At 33.0% G+C, this 17,807-nt stretch carries 15 protein-coding genes; 8 read left to right on the forward strand and 7 right to left on the reverse strand.

Annotated elements, in window-relative coordinates:
- Positions 1 to 278: 278 nt before the first annotated feature.
- The 4 genes from AC3ISE_RS18030 to AC3ISE_RS18045 all read right to left on the reverse strand — a co-directional run bounded on the left by AC3ISE_RS18030 (position 279) and on the right by AC3ISE_RS18045 (position 5,192).
- Positions 279 to 1,100, reverse strand: coding sequence for a hypothetical protein (locus tag AC3ISE_RS18030; protein ID WP_489222016.1), 822 nt, complete (start codon positions 1,098 to 1,100; stop codon positions 279 to 281).
- A gap of 900 nt (positions 1,101 to 2,000) precedes the next feature.
- Positions 2,001 to 2,666, reverse strand: a complete 666-nt coding sequence (locus tag AC3ISE_RS18035) for a GIY-YIG nuclease family protein (RefSeq protein ID WP_489222017.1) — start codon at positions 2,664 to 2,666, stop codon at positions 2,001 to 2,003.
- A gap of 305 nt (positions 2,667 to 2,971) precedes the next feature.
- Positions 2,972 to 3,961, reverse strand: a complete 990-nt coding sequence (locus AC3ISE_RS18040; RefSeq protein WP_489222018.1) for a hypothetical protein — start codon at positions 3,959 to 3,961, stop codon at positions 2,972 to 2,974.
- Between the two features lie 622 nt (positions 3,962 to 4,583).
- The gene (locus AC3ISE_RS18045; RefSeq protein ID WP_489222019.1) at positions 4,584 to 5,192 is read right to left on the reverse strand and encodes a recombinase family protein; all 609 of its coding nucleotides are present in this window, start codon (positions 5,190 to 5,192) and stop codon (positions 4,584 to 4,586) included.
- A gap of 354 nt (positions 5,193 to 5,546) precedes the next feature.
- On the opposite strand from AC3ISE_RS18045, the gene AC3ISE_RS18050 reads away from it, so the two are divergent.
- From AC3ISE_RS18050 to AC3ISE_RS18070, 5 genes are all read left to right on the forward strand, one after another.
- Positions 5,547 to 6,950 (forward strand): ApeA N-terminal domain 1-containing protein, encoded by a 1,404-nt coding sequence (locus tag AC3ISE_RS18050; protein WP_489222020.1) that lies wholly within the window; start codon positions 5,547 to 5,549, stop codon positions 6,948 to 6,950.
- A 494-nt stretch (positions 6,951 to 7,444) separates the two neighbouring features.
- On the forward strand, positions 7,445 to 7,654 hold the full coding sequence (locus AC3ISE_RS18055; RefSeq protein WP_489222021.1) for a hypothetical protein: 210 nt from the start codon (positions 7,445 to 7,447) through the stop codon (positions 7,652 to 7,654).
- A gap of 117 nt (positions 7,655 to 7,771) precedes the next feature.
- Positions 7,772 to 7,996 carry a hypothetical protein gene (locus AC3ISE_RS18060; RefSeq protein WP_489222022.1) on the forward strand — a complete coding sequence of 75 codons (225 nt, stop codon included), beginning with the start codon at positions 7,772 to 7,774 and terminating at the stop codon, positions 7,994 to 7,996.
- Positions 7,997 to 8,239 (forward strand): hypothetical protein, encoded by a 243-nt coding sequence (locus tag AC3ISE_RS18065; RefSeq protein ID WP_489222023.1) that lies wholly within the window; start codon positions 7,997 to 7,999, stop codon positions 8,237 to 8,239.
- Positions 8,236 to 8,463, forward strand: a complete 228-nt coding sequence (locus AC3ISE_RS18070) for an RNA-binding protein (protein WP_489222024.1) — start codon at positions 8,236 to 8,238, stop codon at positions 8,461 to 8,463. The genes AC3ISE_RS18065 and AC3ISE_RS18070 overlap by 4 nt, the downstream gene beginning before the upstream one ends.
- Before the next feature lie 156 nt (positions 8,464 to 8,619).
- Here AC3ISE_RS18070 and AC3ISE_RS18075 read toward each other — a convergent pair whose 3' ends face one another.
- The 3 genes from AC3ISE_RS18075 to AC3ISE_RS18085 form a co-directional block, all read right to left on the reverse strand.
- Positions 8,620 to 10,314 (reverse strand): excalibur calcium-binding domain-containing protein, encoded by a 1,695-nt coding sequence (locus AC3ISE_RS18075; protein WP_489222025.1) that lies wholly within the window; start codon positions 10,312 to 10,314, stop codon positions 8,620 to 8,622.
- Positions 10,315 to 10,577: 263 nt separating this feature from the next.
- A complete protein-coding gene (locus AC3ISE_RS18080) occupies positions 10,578 to 10,754 on the reverse strand; it encodes a hypothetical protein (RefSeq protein WP_489222026.1) in 177 nt (58 codons plus the stop codon).
- A gap of 12 nt (positions 10,755 to 10,766) precedes the next feature.
- On the reverse strand, positions 10,767 to 11,996 hold the full coding sequence (locus AC3ISE_RS18085; RefSeq protein ID WP_489222027.1) for a YHYH domain-containing protein: 1,230 nt from the start codon (positions 11,994 to 11,996) through the stop codon (positions 10,767 to 10,769).
- A gap of 367 nt (positions 11,997 to 12,363) precedes the next feature.
- Between AC3ISE_RS18085 and AC3ISE_RS18090 the strand changes: the two genes are divergently transcribed.
- The 3 genes from AC3ISE_RS18090 to AC3ISE_RS18100 all read left to right on the forward strand — a co-directional run bounded on the left by AC3ISE_RS18090 (position 12,364) and on the right by AC3ISE_RS18100 (position 17,794).
- A complete protein-coding gene (locus AC3ISE_RS18090) occupies positions 12,364 to 13,611 on the forward strand; it encodes a hypothetical protein (protein ID WP_489222028.1) in 1,248 nt (415 codons plus the stop codon).
- 1,141 nt (positions 13,612 to 14,752) lie between these two features.
- Positions 14,753 to 15,943: a tyrosine-type recombinase/integrase gene (locus tag AC3ISE_RS18095; protein ID WP_489222029.1), complete on the forward strand. Its 1,191-nt coding sequence runs from the start codon at positions 14,753 to 14,755 to the stop codon at positions 15,941 to 15,943.
- Positions 15,944 to 16,435: 492 nt separating this feature from the next.
- A complete protein-coding gene (locus AC3ISE_RS18100; protein WP_489222030.1) occupies positions 16,436 to 17,794 on the forward strand; it encodes a glycosyltransferase family 2 protein in 1,359 nt (452 codons plus the stop codon).
- Positions 17,795 to 17,807 lie beyond the last annotated feature (13 nt).

Raw genomic sequence — 17,807 nt, forward strand, 5'->3', positions numbered from 1 at the left:
CCCTATATGCAATAAACATTTTGATCGTCTTATATGTCAAACTCACCTTGGAAGAGAATCAAAATGTAATATAACCTGTTGTGATACCAATTGTAAAATGATTCTTCGAAGTAGACTAAGTTCCTTGAGTGAAATGGAATTGAGTGAAATTAAACGAACTAATGTTATCTCCATCATCGAACGCATATCATATGATAAATACAGTTAAGAGTTTGCGCATATCCTAAATATAGGAAGAAGGAGGAAAAGTCCATTATTGAGCAATTATGCATATTAATCTATCTGAAATTCTCGTTAAAGCGTCTCTCATAATTCTGCATTTCTTCATTTATAAATTCTAACCTTCTTTGAGTGTATTCAAGTTGCTCTTGGAAGGTAAGTTGGACACTAAGAAAATCAGAAGGAATCAACCAATTAATAACTTGTTCGAAATAATTAAAGAATTGAATATCGAAGTTAACTAATTTTTCTTTCCATTCATCCAAATCAAACTCAACTCTAGTAATCATAGATGAAGTATAAGTTTCACCGTTATGGTTTAATCCAATCATCATATTGCTATACTGGTTTCCTAATCCTCTGGTATAAAGACTACCTCTATGTTTTACATAGTTGTATAACTGCCGAACCTGTTTTGTAAGATCATTGGAATTAAAGTCAATAAGGTGACTTCTATAATCTGCTCTTCTTCTAAATTCAAGCATTTCAAGCAATGATGGAAAGGTACATAATCCGGAGTACTGGTTATAATACTTTTGTTTTTCCATAAAGAGATAAGAATTATCTCCCATATAGAACCATAATACCTGCCAAGATAAGTCAATAGCATAATTATAAAAAGCTAAAGAACTTTGTAAAAACTTTGATCTAATATATTTGAGATGTAGTTCATCTTGCTGACTAATTAATTGACCAAAATTATCACAATCATAATCTGACAAATAGGATCTTGCACTACTAAATGCTGCATAAACATCTACAATTTTATGTGCAGCATATATTAGATTAGGATCGAATTTCACATACTGTTGATCCTGCGGCTCATAGTCGAACCAATGATTAGTTTGATAATGTGTATATAAATCCTGAACTGTCGCCAAATTCTTCACCTACTTATCTATTGAAATTTCGGACTTTAAAGGAGTCCAACATCTTTAATATTATCTAATTAATATTACCAATATGTTTATAAATTTACATATATTTATTTCTACATAGTAGACTTAACCAAAAAGAGAAAGAAAGTATTCTACTTTTGAACAATTCCTTCTTATTCAATAATTATTTTTTAAACTAAATCCATATAGCTAACTACATAATTAGTAAGCTGAATAAAGGTCATTTATTATAGATAAATACTTAAAGAGTAGTTTTTATACTGTATTATTTTATTATGTGTTTATGGTTTTGAAGGCGAAGCCGCCCGAAGTGGAGTGTAGCGGAACGACCTAAATTTTTATTTATTGAAAGTAGTTTTTTTACAAACGTCATATCTCTTTGCCTGAGAAGTTATGATGAACGTTTTACTATATAATGTAAGATATTGAGGTAGATATAAAATGAAGGTTACTAAACTTAATCATTCCATATATTTTTTGGGATAGAGAGCTTTTTAGTTCTTAACCCTTATATCAGTGTCTTAAGATGTTTTAAGAGCAAATTAAAATAAACGTTGATACTACTTGGTAATATCGAACAAAAGCGGACATCAAGATAGGGTATTTCGAAGCATACCGGACACCTGAATTGGGTATTTTTCGTCTAATACCAGACATTAGGAAAGAGTATTTTCAACAAAAAAGAAGCATTGATTAACTAACTGATTCCGTTTGGAGTGCAAAATACTAATTAGCAATACAATCTGCAACTTAACACGATAAGACTCGTTATAGATTTTTATGACGAGTCTTTTGTTTCGTATTTGCAGTTGGAAGCTACTTTTCAATTATTGCCCCCGATTGTTGAAATCTTTGAAACAACTCTATTGTTACGAACAATATTTATCTTTTTAAATTTCGCTCTTTTATCATTGTAATTGCCTGAAGTAAACCACCAGTAACTTTTCCACCGCCCATCCTATTACATACGAATTTAGCTGGAAATTGATTTATGAAGTTGTCCTCACTACTAAACGTTTTGTTTGTTTCATATGCATAAATTCTGGTAGTATCAAGAGCGCGAAAACTATCGATTGAAAGTATCGAGGAATCAACATTACCCATTGGAAATAGAAGGCGATCAAAAGATTTGCTATTCGACCAATGCTGTCTAATACGTCTTTTAATATCATTCGTTGTACCAATGTACACTTGTGAATATTCATCAAGTACCATTACGTAGTAACCTGCTTTTCCATCATAGAAATTAAGGTCATACACCTCAGTGAATTGAATATTCCGTTCAAGAAACTCTTCTATTCCTGTACAAAATTCGCTGTGATTTAATAAAGAGAAATATTCCATATTTAAATCAAAATTTTCTAAACATTCTTTAAGTTGTTCTTCACACCATTGTTCCGTGTATATTTTACCTTCTTCATCAGCATAAATATCCCTAGAAAAACGAACTCCGAATGAGTTTTTATTATTAACAATCGCATATTTTTCTCGTGTTAACTTCAATCCTCGTTTGCCCTCAAGTACCTTCAATTCAAAATGATATGCCATAAGTCCCCCGCCTTTTTGTTTTCGCAAGAAAATTTAATACATAACTATATGCATTTATATTATCTTGAAATTAATTTCTCAACCATTTGGCCCGATTGTTGAACAAAAAGTTGAATCCATTCTTCAATTTAACTGCCCGATTGCTAAATAACTGTTATTTCCATTTTATCACAAATACAACTTTATAAATGGTACTTTGCAAGATAAAACACACCAATTATGCTGCTAATTGGTGTGTTAAACGATATGTTATTTACTATTCTGTTTTAATGTTTTACACTTCTGAACCGAACCCGTTATTATTCTTAACGCATCTTTTTTTGTTTTTTTCTCAACTCTTCTTCAAATTGATTAAAATGAAATCTTATTGATTTGGTGTAATCGTCTTCACCTTGATCGTCTTTTCTAAACATTAGATCAGGATGTATGATAAAACGATAACTTTTGTATCGGTCTAAGATCATTATTGCACCAGCTTTTGCGTATTCTTTTATAAAATTCCGTACTCCATCTTCTGTTACACCTATAATTTCAGCTAATTGTCGTTGATTTAAATGCTGTAATGCATATTTGTTATCCTTTAAAAGTAAATTATCAAAAATGTTTAATTCAGTTTCAAGCATTACATTGTAGTCGGGATTAGCCACTAAATAGTATGTTTGATAATGAAAATATCTAATTAATTTTAACAAAGCACCATATTGGTTATTAGTTAATTTAGCACGTACTTCTTTTAATTTTTTATGGAACATTTTTGTGAATTTAACCTTTGGACCTTTTCTTTTGGTAGTAGTAAAGAATTTATCATTTAATAAATAGAAGTTTTCTCTTCTCATTTTTGAGTTTTTTTCACAGATCAAAACCCCTAAATCAACTAATTCTATTAAATCTCGCCTTGTTTGTCTTTCACTTTTACACAGGTACAAAGAGATATCTGTTACATTCATTTTTTGTCCTTCTCTTTCCCCAACTGTGTGAACTAGATAATTTTTGCTCTTGTCTGTTACACAAAAAAATAATTCTAGTAGGACACTTGCTTGTTTCAAACTTAACTCTTTCTCAATTTCCCTATCATTATTGTGAATTACTTGTACAAATAGACCTCTTTTTTTAACATCCAAAGCACGATTTTTTTGTTTATTCTTTACTCGTTGATAAGCTTCATTTTTCTTTGGTGGAATTATTACAGAACCTTCCGGTACGGGTTTAATTTCCCCAGTCTTCTTATTAAGAAGACCCCAATCTGATTCCTGTTCTTCTTTATTTGCTGTTTTTCTAGTTGTTGCCTTTGGCACTTCAATCAACTCCTATTTAAAAAAAGACTTGTAATAGAAGAAGTGTGAAGTTTTATCCGAAGCCAATTTCTTAATTTTTTCCGTAAATATTAATTATATTTGTAAAAGTATTACTTTATTAATTCGAAAATTAAAGCAATTTACAAATGATTTAAGTTACACATCTCATTTTCTTATCAAGGGAAAAAGGTTAATAGATACAACTTCAAACTATAAATTAAATTACTAGATGGGGCCAAGTAATTTTTTTATGTCTTCTTTTTATATAACTCTACTAATGATTTTGAGCTGCACAACTTTTTAATTTAAAGATTTCAATAAATCATTGAATTACCTTTGGCATTTAGCTACAATCTGCCTCTACAGTATTTTTAAATCAGCTGATATTCTTAAAATCGATTTAATACCTTCTAATGGGATTTTTAGAAGGTAGTCTTATCTTTTTAAAACCAATCACTTCCTCATTTTTAAGCGCATCATAATTTTTATCGATAAATATTGATCTCCTTCTTTATATATTATTTAAAAAGTAATTTTTATAATGATTTAGAGCATAAATAAAGTATCATATATCATCAACATTTCCTTTAAATCATATAGAAAATCCGAATGCTTTTTGCACTCAATCCTGGTCAGCTTTATAATCTCGTAACCTTCTATAAAAGGTTGATCTACTCATTCTTGATGCAGCACAGGCTTGTTTAACTGTATATTCACGTGATACATACTTGTTAATTGCATCTTGGATTTGATCTTTTGTAAATCCTTTTTTCCTGCCGGTATATTTTTCAGGATTTTTGGTACGAGCGATAGCAATCCCTTCTTTTTGGCGTTTCAACAGTTTTAACCGTTCGGTCTCTGCAATAGCTAAATACATATAAAGCATATTGTACCCATTAGCTCTAACAATTACATCGTCGCTTTCTGTCATCTCGTTCATCCATAGATAATCAAGGAATACTAATCGATTTTTATTTTGCTGGAACCAAGACAGCTCCTTCATACCATCGTCATAATTTCTACCTAAACGATCTAATTCGTGAAACACTACAGTATCTGATTCCTTTAATATAGATTTTAATTTTTGATATTGAGGACGTTTGAAATTTCCCCCAGACATTTTATCAATAAAAATGTTTTCCTCCTTAACACCATACTCTATCAATGACAATTGTTGCCTCTCTGCTGATTGAAGTTTTGAAGATACTCTCCCATACGCATATATAGTCATTTATTTTATACCTCCTCTCGAATATGAAAAATTATGGTACAAATTTTTGACACCCTTTGAACCCTTGTTCTTATGTTTTTGTGATTGTCTGAAAATTCGTTCCATCGACTTTAGCCAATTGGTACATTACTTATATTCTTAAATTTCTACATTTTCAAGATATAAAGAAAAAAATTTTACTATAGAACCAATTTTTTCTTTTATTTTTTCCGGTTAAGGGTCTATAAAAATAAAAAGACGCTAAAACTTATGATTAAAAATTCCGAAAATTTTCAATGTACTATTTTAGCGTATGATGATAATATTTATTTGAACTACCAAATATTTCATAAACAAGATAACGGGGGTATATCTTTGAAGGATTTCGATTTGACTGGTATGTGGTGGTTACCATCTGCTGACGAAAAAGTTGAAAATAATGTTTCAGGTAGGCTCATATTTAATCAAAAAGAAAAACTAAATCTAGAATTAAATGGATTCTTTTGTTCTGGTAGTGATTTAGACAACCCTATAAACCTTGATATCATTTTAGGCCATACTTCTGAGGGCACAAAAATCACTTTAGTGGACTGCCACCAAATAATTTCCAAGTATAATGATAGCGGTTATGCCAAATCGACTATTCAAGCTAAATATTTATTAATGGGAGTTCATATAAGTCATCTAAGTGAATTGAAATTTGAGAAGTACTTAGTAACTTTTAATAATTTAGAAAGATGGATTGGTAAATCAGGGTTTGAAAGGGAGTTTGTAACTAGCAAAGAAGGTTCACTTTCTGGAGTAAATGTTTCTTATGAATTTCCAAGCACTGACACTTTAGCAACAATAAATAATACAAATATAAGTTTAAACTATTCGTTTAATTTTAGTGGCGACCAGAGTTCAATTATTACTCTTACACAAAAAACATATTTAGAATTAGTAAACAATGAAGAAATCACTATAGAAAATTTTTTTAACACCTATTTATATAATCTTCAAAATTTCCTGACATTATCTACAGGTACCACAACATATCCATTAGAAGTAATTGCTCAGAGTGATAAATATAATGAGACATTTAATGGTGTAGTTACAGACAACGATGTACACCTGTATTTCATAAATCCTAAAATCCCACAAAACCTTAAAAAAGTATATTCTCAAGATATGCTAATAACATTTAATACAATTAAAGATGATTTTCAAAACATACTACAAAATTGGTTCGATAAAAATGAAAATATGCAGCCAATATACGATCTTTATTTTGGGACTATTTATAACAATTCTATGTATCTACAACATCGTTTTCTTAGCCTTATACAAGCAATTGAATCTTATCATAGAAGAGTATATGGAGGACAATACTTAGACAATGAAGAATATGAAGTTCTACTCTTAAAAGTAAAGTTTGTTTTGCAGGAAAACTTATCATCTGAAATGAATAATATCTTTGTTTCTAAACTTTCATATTTGAATGAGTTAAGTTTACGCCGACGTATAAAAGATATTATTAAGAAAAATGAGGAAATAATATGCACGGTTATTGATCTTGATAATAATTTTATTAATTCCGTTTTAAATACAAGAAATTATTTAACACACTTTAGTATTGAATTACAATCTAAAACAAAGACAGGGAAAGAATTGTACAACCTATGTGAGGTTTTAAATTGTATCTTGGAAATCTGTTTACTAGTTGAGTTAGAGCTTCCTAAAGAAAAAATTATTACATCTATTAAAAACTCCCGGAAATTCAGTTATCTAAGATATTAATTGTTTAAAGCAACAGACTTCAAACCTTGCACATAAATAAAACCCCTTCAATTAGCACAACAATTACAACAGTTATAAAAGGTACAATTGGACTGAAGGTAGTGAAGGAATAATTATTGGTACCAGGGAAACTTCATAAAAGAACTTTTATTTCCTAGCCAGAAACTTTTATGAATCTGGCTTTTTTTGTGTACACTTATCCCACTCCTTAAAACCAATCAATGTTATCTATAGTTGGTGGATTTAAATAAGAACATACGCTCTAGTGAGAAAGGGTGTTTTGATGGGTACTTGTACATATTGCGTGGGTAGATTTACTGAAGAACAATTAAAATCTCTCTATAATGAAGACAGTCCTCAATTGAATCGTAGGTATTGTCCCAAATGCTTTCCTGGTGTTCAAAAGGATCACGATAACTTACCTTGGAACAGGAAGAAGTAAAATTAAGTAGAAGTACTGGTAAGGTGAAATAAAATTACAGGAGGGAAAGAGAATGGCTGATGATTTTAAGTTGAAAAATGAACCCCAACAAGTGACTTACGGTTTGTACAGCAAATTGACCTCAGAAAGTCATATGGAACTCTTTGATGGCAACATTTATTTTTCGGAAGAAGATCGTGAGAATCTGTTCTTGCTGCTGGCTTATAATCTCGGAATAAACCGAAGCTTAGTACTCATTAATAAGCATCGAGATCCAAAATGAATAAAGTAGATGCTAAAAAAACTGACCTATCTGATGAATTTAGCCGGTGGATTAACGAAGATTAAAGACGATTTGTTAATGCTAAACCAGGTGATATACCTTATCCAGGATTAAAGAATGTTTAAGACGTTTGTTATAATGGTGGAAGATGATTCGTTATTGCAGCAAATAATCGTTAATACTAAAACAGAAGAGTCTGCTCATAAATTAATCCTTGAATATATAAGTGAAGGACGAGAAGAATACGACTATCGGAATAAGGTAAAGGATATATGGGAAATTCCAAAACATCACAAAGGTGTTCTGTCTTTTAGACCTTTAGAAGGAAGTGAGCGATGGTAAATGAGAAAATTCGAACAACCACGCAAGCGCAAAGCAGTAGATGACTATTGGCGAGTAGGTATCGGTCAAGAGATGGCCTATTACGATGCTAAATGGAAAGAAAACGATGAAATCCATTGGAAAGAAAAACATATCAAGAAATTGATTGAGCTGGATAAATTAACGTTGGATGAAATAAAATCAGTAATAAATCTTCCGGAACACGTATTTGAAATATTATATAGAAGGAATAAAAAGAAATGAGCAGGAATTATTTCGTAGCTTACACGATGAAAAACGGCTCTTTTGAACTTCTTCAGCTGTTTACAAGAAAAACACTAGAAGGTGCATTATTTTCTTGCCGAATTATACATCGAACAGATGATAAAGGAGATAAGCAGAAGTACGGAGTTTTAAAGTTTAATTCAAAAAAACAAGCGGAAGAAGCAATCGAGTATTATAAGTCATTAAGTACACATTTTATTTGACATTTTATATCGAAGAAATAAAAAGTAAAGGACCATCTAATGATGCTCCCAAACACCGTTAATGCTCGTTATATCAAAAAAGGGTCAAATTGCTGTGCAATTTAGTACCCATAGTCTACTGCATTTTGCTGTTTTCTCCTCAAGAAGTAACCCGTTTTATGAATTAGTTATAGTATCAATCACTTTAATGTACTCGTTTTCGGGGCTCTTAGGCTTATTAAAACGGATAGTGAAAGCGCCAGACTGGTGACTAAAGTTAGAAGCATTTTTTACAGCTAATTCTTCTGAAGGCCATAGATAAATACTTACATCTTCTGTTGTTATTAACTGGGTGCAATTTAATCCATCTGATTTACATTGTTTCGAAGTATTGTCTCTTGGTTCTTTAACGCTAAGATTAGCGTTCTTAAAAGCAGAGAGAACATCATCAGCTGAATATTTACTGGATGATTCAGTGACAGTAGAATCCACTTCTTCAATATTATCAGGAAGATATTCAAATTCGATCTCTTCAACTTTACTTAAACCGGTTTGTGCTAGACCTTTATTTGTTAAAGCGAATTTTGCATTTGCAATATGAGCTTCTCCACCTTTGGCATAAGTCATATTCAAAAATGTAGAAGTAACATTTTTTCTTGATTTCGCCTCTTCAATAAATGCTTGTGATAAGTTCTTTAGAGAATCCTCATCCGTTACCTCTGTCTCAGCAGTCACATACCACGTTCCACTATCATCTAATCTTTCATTTGTGATTGTATAACTTGGTGATGGAACAGTGCTTGTTTCCTTTACTTTATCAGAACGAGAAGTATCTTGTTGGTTTGTTTTTTCCTCTGTTTTCGTTTCTGGTTTAGTTGAAGCTGAATTAGATGTTGAGTCTTCGCCACCTACAACCATAATCAACACGAGAAGGAGAGCTAGTGTATAAGTGAAAGAAGCAACGACACTTTTCCAAACCTTCCCGCTCCGGAAACCTAAAATCTTTTGATACCACTTTCTTTCTTTCGTATTTAAAGAGATGCCGGCACTTTCTAATAAAGTAACAAAACTTTTCCCACCTGTATTAAGGACTAATAAACCATTACTTGTTTTCACTTCACTTTTAATGGCGAAATGGTCCACTACACTATGGGAGAATTCAATAAATGGTATTACAACCTCTTCAGAAGAAGCACCGATCTTGTTGTCATAGAGATACACAAGTACTTTCAGCTGCTCAACAACAATGAAATTACCTTTTTTTACATTTTCTTCTTGATAAAACCCTTCAGCAACCAACACTGCATTCTGGTGTTTGCTCCGTAGGTGTCTTTCTCCATTTTTGGTCAAACCTAAGTTATCCCGCTTAATTAGGAAAGAAGTTATTTTTACACCTTGAGCTTTTAACCTAGATTGAGTTTGTTTATCTAAGTACGTGTTAAAATCGTGGTTGGTAGTGGTCAACACCTCTCTTGGTGCATCACCAATGGACACATACTGAAGAATTTCTATAAATTCATCAGTGTCTTCACTTTTTTTAATGTCATCAAAAGCATATTTTTTTGAGCCAGATGTAAAAGATAATTCCCATTCGTTTTTGTCTTTTCCATCTTTTTTATAGGTGATGTTTTGAATAGAAGCGTAGGTAAATGTGAAATGCTGACGTTTCGATACAAAATAAAGAGTATCTTCCGTTAAAATCAATAAGCCTTTTAGATCAGCTCCTAATTTCTTGTCAAATTCTGCTTCAATGACTTTTAATACTGTTTTCCCGCTTGTAATAACGTTGCATTGCTCTGTTAATAAACTCTTATGCTTGTTTGCTAAATTCTTTTGCTCAAGCGTAGGTCTATTACCAATCCATTTCTCCATATAAACCTCCAAGACTGTGATTTGTTCTTAAACCTAGTATAAGATGAAATTTCAAACTTTTATATAAAAATATGGAAATACCCTATCGTAAACATAAGTCTTTATGAATAAGTCCACATTAAATTCACACTTTTAGTTAGACTTTCACTCAACTAGGTACAGTTTCAAACAGTTATACAACAAAAAACATACCAATACTCTGCCAATTGGTATGTTAACTAATACGCTATCATTGGGATTCCTCCCGATTTAGTTGTACTAAATTACCTCATTTGTTCTGTTTGCGCCCGTTTATTTTGCTTTTTTTGAGCACGGTACCGTTCTTTTGATGTCCTAAATTCTTGTACTTTTTGAGAAGCAACGGAACTGTCTTGCTTTTTGGTTAACATTTTAACGAATAAATCTTCTACTCCATAACACAATTTACGATATACAGACATTGTAAGCCTCCTTTACGATACCATTTTCTTCGCTACATAAAATCTTCTGCCAAGCCACGCAAGAACAGCTGCTCCGGCTACACCAGCAGATGCAGTTCTTCGGTCTCTTTGATTTTCTTCATACTCTTTATAGCCTAAATTGTAATAGTGCTTATAAATTACTTCACCTTGATTATACTTGCTTGGAATGGAATAATCTTCGCCGGCTTCACCAGATGAAAGGGCTACTTCTTTAATTTTGTCAATTTTGTTATTCGATTCAAAGCCTTCTTTATACCATCCTGTTAATTTTTCATTACCAAGTGAAGGGTCTTCGTATTTCAGCATTGTAAATGCAGCTTCATACCCTTGTTTGAAATATTGGTCTTTGAGCTCTACTTGCGATTTATCATAGGACTCTTGATAAGCTTTTATAAATCGCTCATCGACATTAGATGGTAGGTTGAGTACATCTTTCTTGCCATCTGAATATCCTTTGTCCGCATATTCTTGACGTTTAGCTTCAATTCGTTCATTTACAGCTGTTGTGAATCCTGCTTCAAACGCACTTTTTAAACTTTCATTTTTAGAGAATGCTTGTGGTATGGAAATAGAATCTTGTTTTTCCCCAAGAGCAGTACCGGCTTCCATAGCTTTTTTCTTTTCAGCATCCATTTTCTTTTTACTTTCTGCATATGCTGCTGTATAACCTTCTTCATAACCTTCTCTATAGGCAATGCTTCCTGAAGCAGCAACCTCATTAGGCGTTACATCGTTGTATCCATCTTCTAAGCCTTTTGCACGTCCATCTTTCATCCCGTTTTGCTTATCTGACTCATCTTGTTTTGCCTGAACTTGTTCCGGACTATTATTTATCTTTGACTTATCATAGCTATCGGGGGCCTCGCAAGGAATACCGTCGTCAACGACTCCATTGCCCCAACCATCTAAATTCTCCGGATCATTTTGAGCAGAGTATCCTTTAGCATTCCAATATTCTACGACTTCATCATAGTTGGCAAACTCCGTACAATCTTTATCATTGCGTTGAGGTGCAGCTGCAGGAGCTGTACTGGCTGGTTCACTTGGAGCAGTTGCTCCTCCTCCGTTATGATAGTGATAACCGCTACACAGTCCTTTAGCCTGTGATTTGGCACTACAGTTATGACCGCCTTTGCTGTCAGTCCTTCCGGAGTGAGCAAATGATATAGAGCCAAAAACTAACAAGAAAATGAATGTCAACAAACAAACTTTATTACTCATACTTTCCTCCTAAAATTCTTTTATTAGTCAATAAATCTATTGAACTGAACTGATAATATTGTATCAGAATTTTTTTCCTGTAAATCCAGAAAATGAAAAATTTTTTATAGAATTAACTATGTATTGGTATTTTTATTTAAAAATAGGAGTAATAAAGTCTTAAAGCAGATTAATATATTTTGTTGGAAATGTGTAAAACTAGCTTCTGTCCGGTATAGGACAAGGTTTTGCTTTCTTCTGTTTCTTTCTGATTTGGACGAAATGCTAGCTTATATTAGTAATTGTACTTATGTATTTTTTTTTATTGATTTATATACTTATCTGCTTATAATTTATGAGATTTATTCTTAAATTAGGGGTGTATGTATTGGAATTTAAAGATTTGTTTGATAAGGACAAGATTAAAAAGAAATCTCCAGAAGAAGTTTTAGACGCAGCCATTCAATCTATTAATTTTTTAGGTCCAGTAATATTAATTAGTGAAGAAAAAAATGAACTTGCATATAAAATGCCTACTAAAGCAAAATTTGATGTATTGGAGGAATACATAAAATATGAAAAAAATAATAAAACTGATATTTATGAAATCAAAGTGCCTTCTTTTGATGAAAGAAAATTGCCCGAATTTCAGGTTAAGTTGTTTCAGGAAAAAGAAGATGATTGCTTCCCTGAACGAGGTTATTATGTAACGGGTTCATCTAAGCTTATTAAAAGGCCGCTAGGTCTATTAAAAGTTGAGATGTTAGGAATTCCTTATATTCGTGTCGGAAGTGATATCAGATATACACAACCATCAAACGATTTCAGAAATCGAGGTTATCAAAATTATCTATATTTCTATTATGATTTTGAATCTAAAGAGTACCATAGGGTTTATTCAGACAAACTTGAAGAATGTAAGGGGAAAATGGAATTAATTCCGGATGCCAAAAAGGACTATCATATTACTGTCCAGGAATACATAAAAAGAGAAGAACTTGTAGATGAAATTACAGAAAAAATATATGAATTAACACTTTCTTATTTGCCGAAATTAAAAGCTTGGAGCGTTTTAGGATATGGTTCAGAAAAAGGAGTAACGATTGGATCTGTGGAGTCATATTTATCGGAGTATAAAATGTTTCTTGAAGATTCAATGACCGAAAATCTGAAAATAAAGCTGTTTTATTCAAATTCATCTGTAAGAGAATATGATGAACTTTTAAAGAAAAAAGATAGCCTCGTAAAATTAATTGATAACTCTATAGATAAGATCAAAGAAATAAAGAGAAATGAAAATTTAACTGATCAAAATTATAAGGAATATGAGTTTAATTCAAAATTCAGTTTAGTGGAATCAACTGCTAAAAATATAGAATTTATTCAAAATAAAGTATTCCCGGAATTAGAAAAATTCTCAAAGGTAAGGTCATCAGCATTCCCTCTATCAATAAGCGAAAGTAATATTATGGTTGGATATATTGACTATGATCTAAAAACAAACGAGGTTTTCCCTAACATTATGCAGCTTCAACGAAGAACCTCTTTAACGCCAGAAGCAGAAGATTTTAGGTCAGAAAATGATTATGTAGCAAGAGTTATAGATGAACTTATGCGTTTAGAGCAGCAGAGCTAATCTGCTGCTTTTTCATTTATTTTTCTAAAAAAATCTAATTTTAATTTATAATTTGAGCGTATCTTTTTAACTATTTACGTAAGTGAAAGTAATAGAATCTCGTTTCTGAAAAATGGGATAACAAACCTATAAAACGGAGAGGAAGTGGCTTTATGTCATTTACTAAGTACAACTGAATATTGAACAAAATTTATAAAAATGAGGAGTGATAAATTAGAAAAAAAATAGCAGCAAGGCCTACTTTAGAAACGTAAGAACGAAGTTCTCTAAAATCCCAGAAGCGGTACAGAGACACGGGCTGATAAAGTAGATAATTAAATTTATGAGAGTGATGTTAAGAGCAATAATAACTTGGAGGAAATAAGAAAATGATTAACTTCAGCTGAAAAATTTATAAAATGTATTGTCATTATGTGAAGTGTTGTTTCAAAGTCCTGGAGAACTCAAAAAGGGTTAACCGCCCGCTGTACCGTTGCTAAGTCCGGAAGTGGATATGCACCAATCACGGTCTCCCGAAGATTGGCGGTCTGTTCTTATCTATGGATAAGATAACTCTAAGAAATTAGAGAGAGCATCGATGTAATAGAGGCATCGATGTGCGTGGCTACAGCTGCGTCCGTAACTCCTATGAGCGCAGATGAAACGGGTAAGTTCCTATGAGATATAGATTACGATCTATATTTGATTGGAGCGTATCGGGGACATTTGTTAGATACGTTCATTCGAGCAAAGCACTTGCATTATGGGTTTAGGTAGGACACGAATGTTCTTGGAATGCAGTAATTTTATAGAATGGTTTCGGCCTACAGCCGAAAGCGGCGATAAAATTACAAATGGAAAGGACAGGCGTGCCTTGAGCAGTTTCTCTCCAGTCGTAGTTTGAAAAAGCGAAGCGTTGAAGCGATGTATCGCTGAACGGTGAGATTTTGAAATCGAAGACTTGGAGGGAAACTGCTAAAACATACATTGATTTTTCACGCCTAAATTTTGCATAATCTACACCAAATCTCTATCGCCTAGTGTCTGTTTGTTCGTGATCGAAGGATGAAAAGCGAAGCTTTCGTCCTTCGGACGAACATTACAGACACTTGGCGGCCGTGATTTTTGGTTTGGCTCATTTTTACAGCAAGGGGGCGAAACAATGAGCAAAAAGAGAAAGAAAAAACACAGTAATAAAAAAGATTCCGAGAAAACACGGGGTCAAATGAGTAATTTAGAAATAGCAATAGATAATGTTGAAGCAGCCTTTCGAGAAGGTGAAAAAACTGGCATTACAGTAAAGAAGAAAAAATGGAGAAAAAACACCTACGAAGGATATAAGAAATCGGTATTTACAATGTTGAACGATATTGCAAAAATTGAAGGTCCTGATTTTAAAAGACTATTGCCTAAGTATATGAATGGGGTCTTATGGGATAAATATTTTGAGATTCTTGCAAATCGCTACGATGAAGGGAAACTATCAGCTGGACAAATTCAAAGGCGTGTTAACGCATTAGAAGCATTTAGAGTAATGGTAAACAACACGAATGTATGTGGTAAAGACACAAAAATAAGGGTTGGTGACAAAGGGCAGCGGCTGAATTTTCTTAAATTTCGTGGTGTATATAGATCCAAAGATGAAATTACTGCTATAAAGCCCTCAAATGAAGAAGTAAATACAGTGCATTCTGCTATAAACACCAAAACAAAAAATGGAAAGATCTCGTTAACAATTAATCAAGTCCAAGTTCTAATTGGTGGTAGAATAAAATCTATATTCAAATTAGAGGTCCGGGACATTGATTTTGAAAAAGGAAATGTTACATTTAGGAACGATAAAAATAACTTTACTCGTACAGTTAAAATGAATAAGGAAGTAGAAAAGATTTTTAGAGATTTTTGTGCCGGTAAAAAACTTGGTACCCCGGTTTTCGCAATGAGGGATTCAAAAGGCAATAATATGAATTTGGAAAAATCGGTAAAAACTGTTCAAAGATATACAAATGATGCTGCTAAAAAGACTGGAATAAACAGAGATGGCAGGAGATATTCCACCCACTCAAATAGAAAGAAATATGCCCAAAATCTCTATGATAAAACACGTTTTATGAGCAAGGCGCAATTAAAGAAAGAAATTGGTAATTATGTGAGAAACCAAGGGTCCAACCAAGAGATCATTGTAGAAAGAATGAAAAAAGAATTAGATAGACTAAATACGTATAGAAGAATGAATGGACAAGAATTAAAAGGATTTACACACGAACAAATGAGAAGAATGTTGGTATCATTGTACCTTGGACATTCGAGGCAAGATATAGTGTTATCTTATATAATTCCAGATACAAAATAAACAGGTTTAAAAAAAGTGTAAGTTCTTATTCTGGAAAAAAACAAAAGCTCGAAAGTTTCGAGCTTCTACAAATTTAAGATCAATTCAAACTCCACTGCTAGTAGGCTGACCACCTTATACCACATACTGCACAAACTGCACAGCATATGCACAGAAGTAATTTCTAGATTTAAATATTTTAATTTATTTTGTTAAATATAAGTTTAAAAAGGATTAAAACATCCTAATTTGTACTCTTAAAAGATATTTTACGAATTTATTTCACAGAATAGCTCTGGCAGCGTAGAGGTCATCGGTTCGATCCCGTTATGCTCCATCTAAAAAACACCATTTTGAGATTTCTCAAAATGGTGTTTTTTCATGTTGATATACCTTCTCTCACATAGTTCCTTTTCGACAAGATCTCTCAACCTTTCCCGCTTACCCTCGAAAAAATCCAAGCTCCCAGAAAGTATATGGTATCTTTGTTTTTTTACTTAAAGGAGTGTTTTTTTGGATATTTACAGTTTATTGCTCTTTTCTTTATGTATCGTGTTTCCAGTGATTCATCTAATTCATAGTTTGCCTTGGTTCAAAAGGCAGACTGAGAGGTTAAAGTGTGCTGCAAAGGGAGATAAGGGCATCAGCATTTTAGTTCCCTGCTATAATGAACAGGGAATTATTGATACTTCTATTAATAGTATGAAATCTTTGTCCTACTCAGCGTATGACGTCATTTACATTAATGATGGGTCAACTGATGACACTATGCTTCTGCTGAACCAATTCCTGCAGCTGCAGCCAAGCTCTAAGCAGCCGCCTAGAAAGATAGGCCACAAAAAGATTTTGGGATTCTATCAATCAAAGCTATATCCAAATATTTATGTCATTGATAAGGAGAACGGCGGAAAGGCAGATTCTTTAAACGCCGGAATTGAGTATGCACAAAAAGAGCTTGTGATTACTCTTGATGCAGACACCATTTTGACAGACAAGGCGCTTCCTGTTGTAAATGATGCTTTTGAGGATGAGAACGTTGTAGCTGCTGGCGGTATGGTTCATGTGCTGCAGACGAAAACAGCTGAACCTCTGAAATCTTTGTCTCTGCTTCGGGCAAATCTTCTTGTCAGCGTGCAGGCGCTCGACTTTCTTAAAGCCTTTTATATTACTAAAATGTCACTTGCCAGATTCCATGCATTAGCGATCATTTCAGGTGCTTTTGGCATTTTCAGAAAGCAAGTGCTGCTTGAAGTCGGGGGATTCAGAACGACGATCGGGGAAGATATTGATATTACCCTGCGGATTCATAGACATATTTCCACTCATAAAAAGAAGAAAATCATCTTTATACCTGAAGCAGTCTGCTATACAGAACTTCCGGAAAATTGGAAGGATTTATTTAAGCAGCGGATTCGCTGGCAAAAAGCCTTTATCGATTGCGTCATCCATTTCAGAGCATTCCTTGTAAGAACCCTGTTTACGAAACCTGTTTCTTTCTTTTATTTGATTGAATCCTTCCTCGCGGGAACCATTGCCGCGTATGTCATGACAGGCTTAATTGTTCTTAACGGAATCATTCATCCTCCATCTTCCTATTTGGATTACTTTTTGTTTCTTTCAATTTACATACTGATATTCGGAATGATATATGATCTGGCAGCTGTTCGAATGAGCAGACATTATGGCATTTCTTTTAAAAAGAGAGAAATGCCAAAATTGCTGCTGGCGATTCTGTTTGACATCCTGATCTACCGCCTCGCCACAATGATGTTCATTATGTATGGCAGCATTGCCTATTTCTTCAATCAGAATTGGAATAAGGTTGAGAGAACAGGCAGGGATTATAAGACGGATTCAGAAACAGCGGCTTAATAATAAAAGAAGG

It is taken from the genome of Metabacillus sp. KH_069, assembly GCF_057838075.1.

What these genes read in the sequence shown, in the direction of transcription:
- AC3ISE_RS18035 (WP_489222017.1), bottom strand. Translation starts at nt 2,666, where the DNA reads ATGGCATATCATTTTGAATTGAAGGTACTTGAGGGCAAACGAGGATTG.
- AC3ISE_RS18045 (WP_489222019.1), bottom strand. Translation starts at nt 5,192, where the DNA reads ATGACTATATATGCGTATGGGAGAGTATCTTCAAAACTTCAATCAGCA.
- AC3ISE_RS18055 (WP_489222021.1), top strand. Translation starts at nt 7,445, where the DNA reads ATGGCTGATGATTTTAAGTTGAAAAATGAACCCCAACAAGTGACTTAC.
- AC3ISE_RS18060 (WP_489222022.1), top strand. Translation starts at nt 7,772, where the DNA reads ATGTTTAAGACGTTTGTTATAATGGTGGAAGATGATTCGTTATTGCAG.
- AC3ISE_RS18065 (WP_489222023.1), top strand. Translation starts at nt 7,997, where the DNA reads ATGAGAAAATTCGAACAACCACGCAAGCGCAAAGCAGTAGATGACTAT.
- AC3ISE_RS18070 (WP_489222024.1), top strand. Translation starts at nt 8,236, where the DNA reads ATGAGCAGGAATTATTTCGTAGCTTACACGATGAAAAACGGCTCTTTT.
- AC3ISE_RS18075 (WP_489222025.1), bottom strand. Translation starts at nt 10,314, where the DNA reads ATGGAGAAATGGATTGGTAATAGACCTACGCTTGAGCAAAAGAATTTA.
- AC3ISE_RS18080 (WP_489222026.1), bottom strand. Translation starts at nt 10,754, where the DNA reads ATGTCTGTATATCGTAAATTGTGTTATGGAGTAGAAGATTTATTCGTT.
- AC3ISE_RS18085 (WP_489222027.1), bottom strand. Translation starts at nt 11,996, where the DNA reads ATGAGTAATAAAGTTTGTTTGTTGACATTCATTTTCTTGTTAGTTTTT.
- AC3ISE_RS18095 (WP_489222029.1), top strand. Translation starts at nt 14,753, where the DNA reads ATGAGCAAAAAGAGAAAGAAAAAACACAGTAATAAAAAAGATTCCGAG.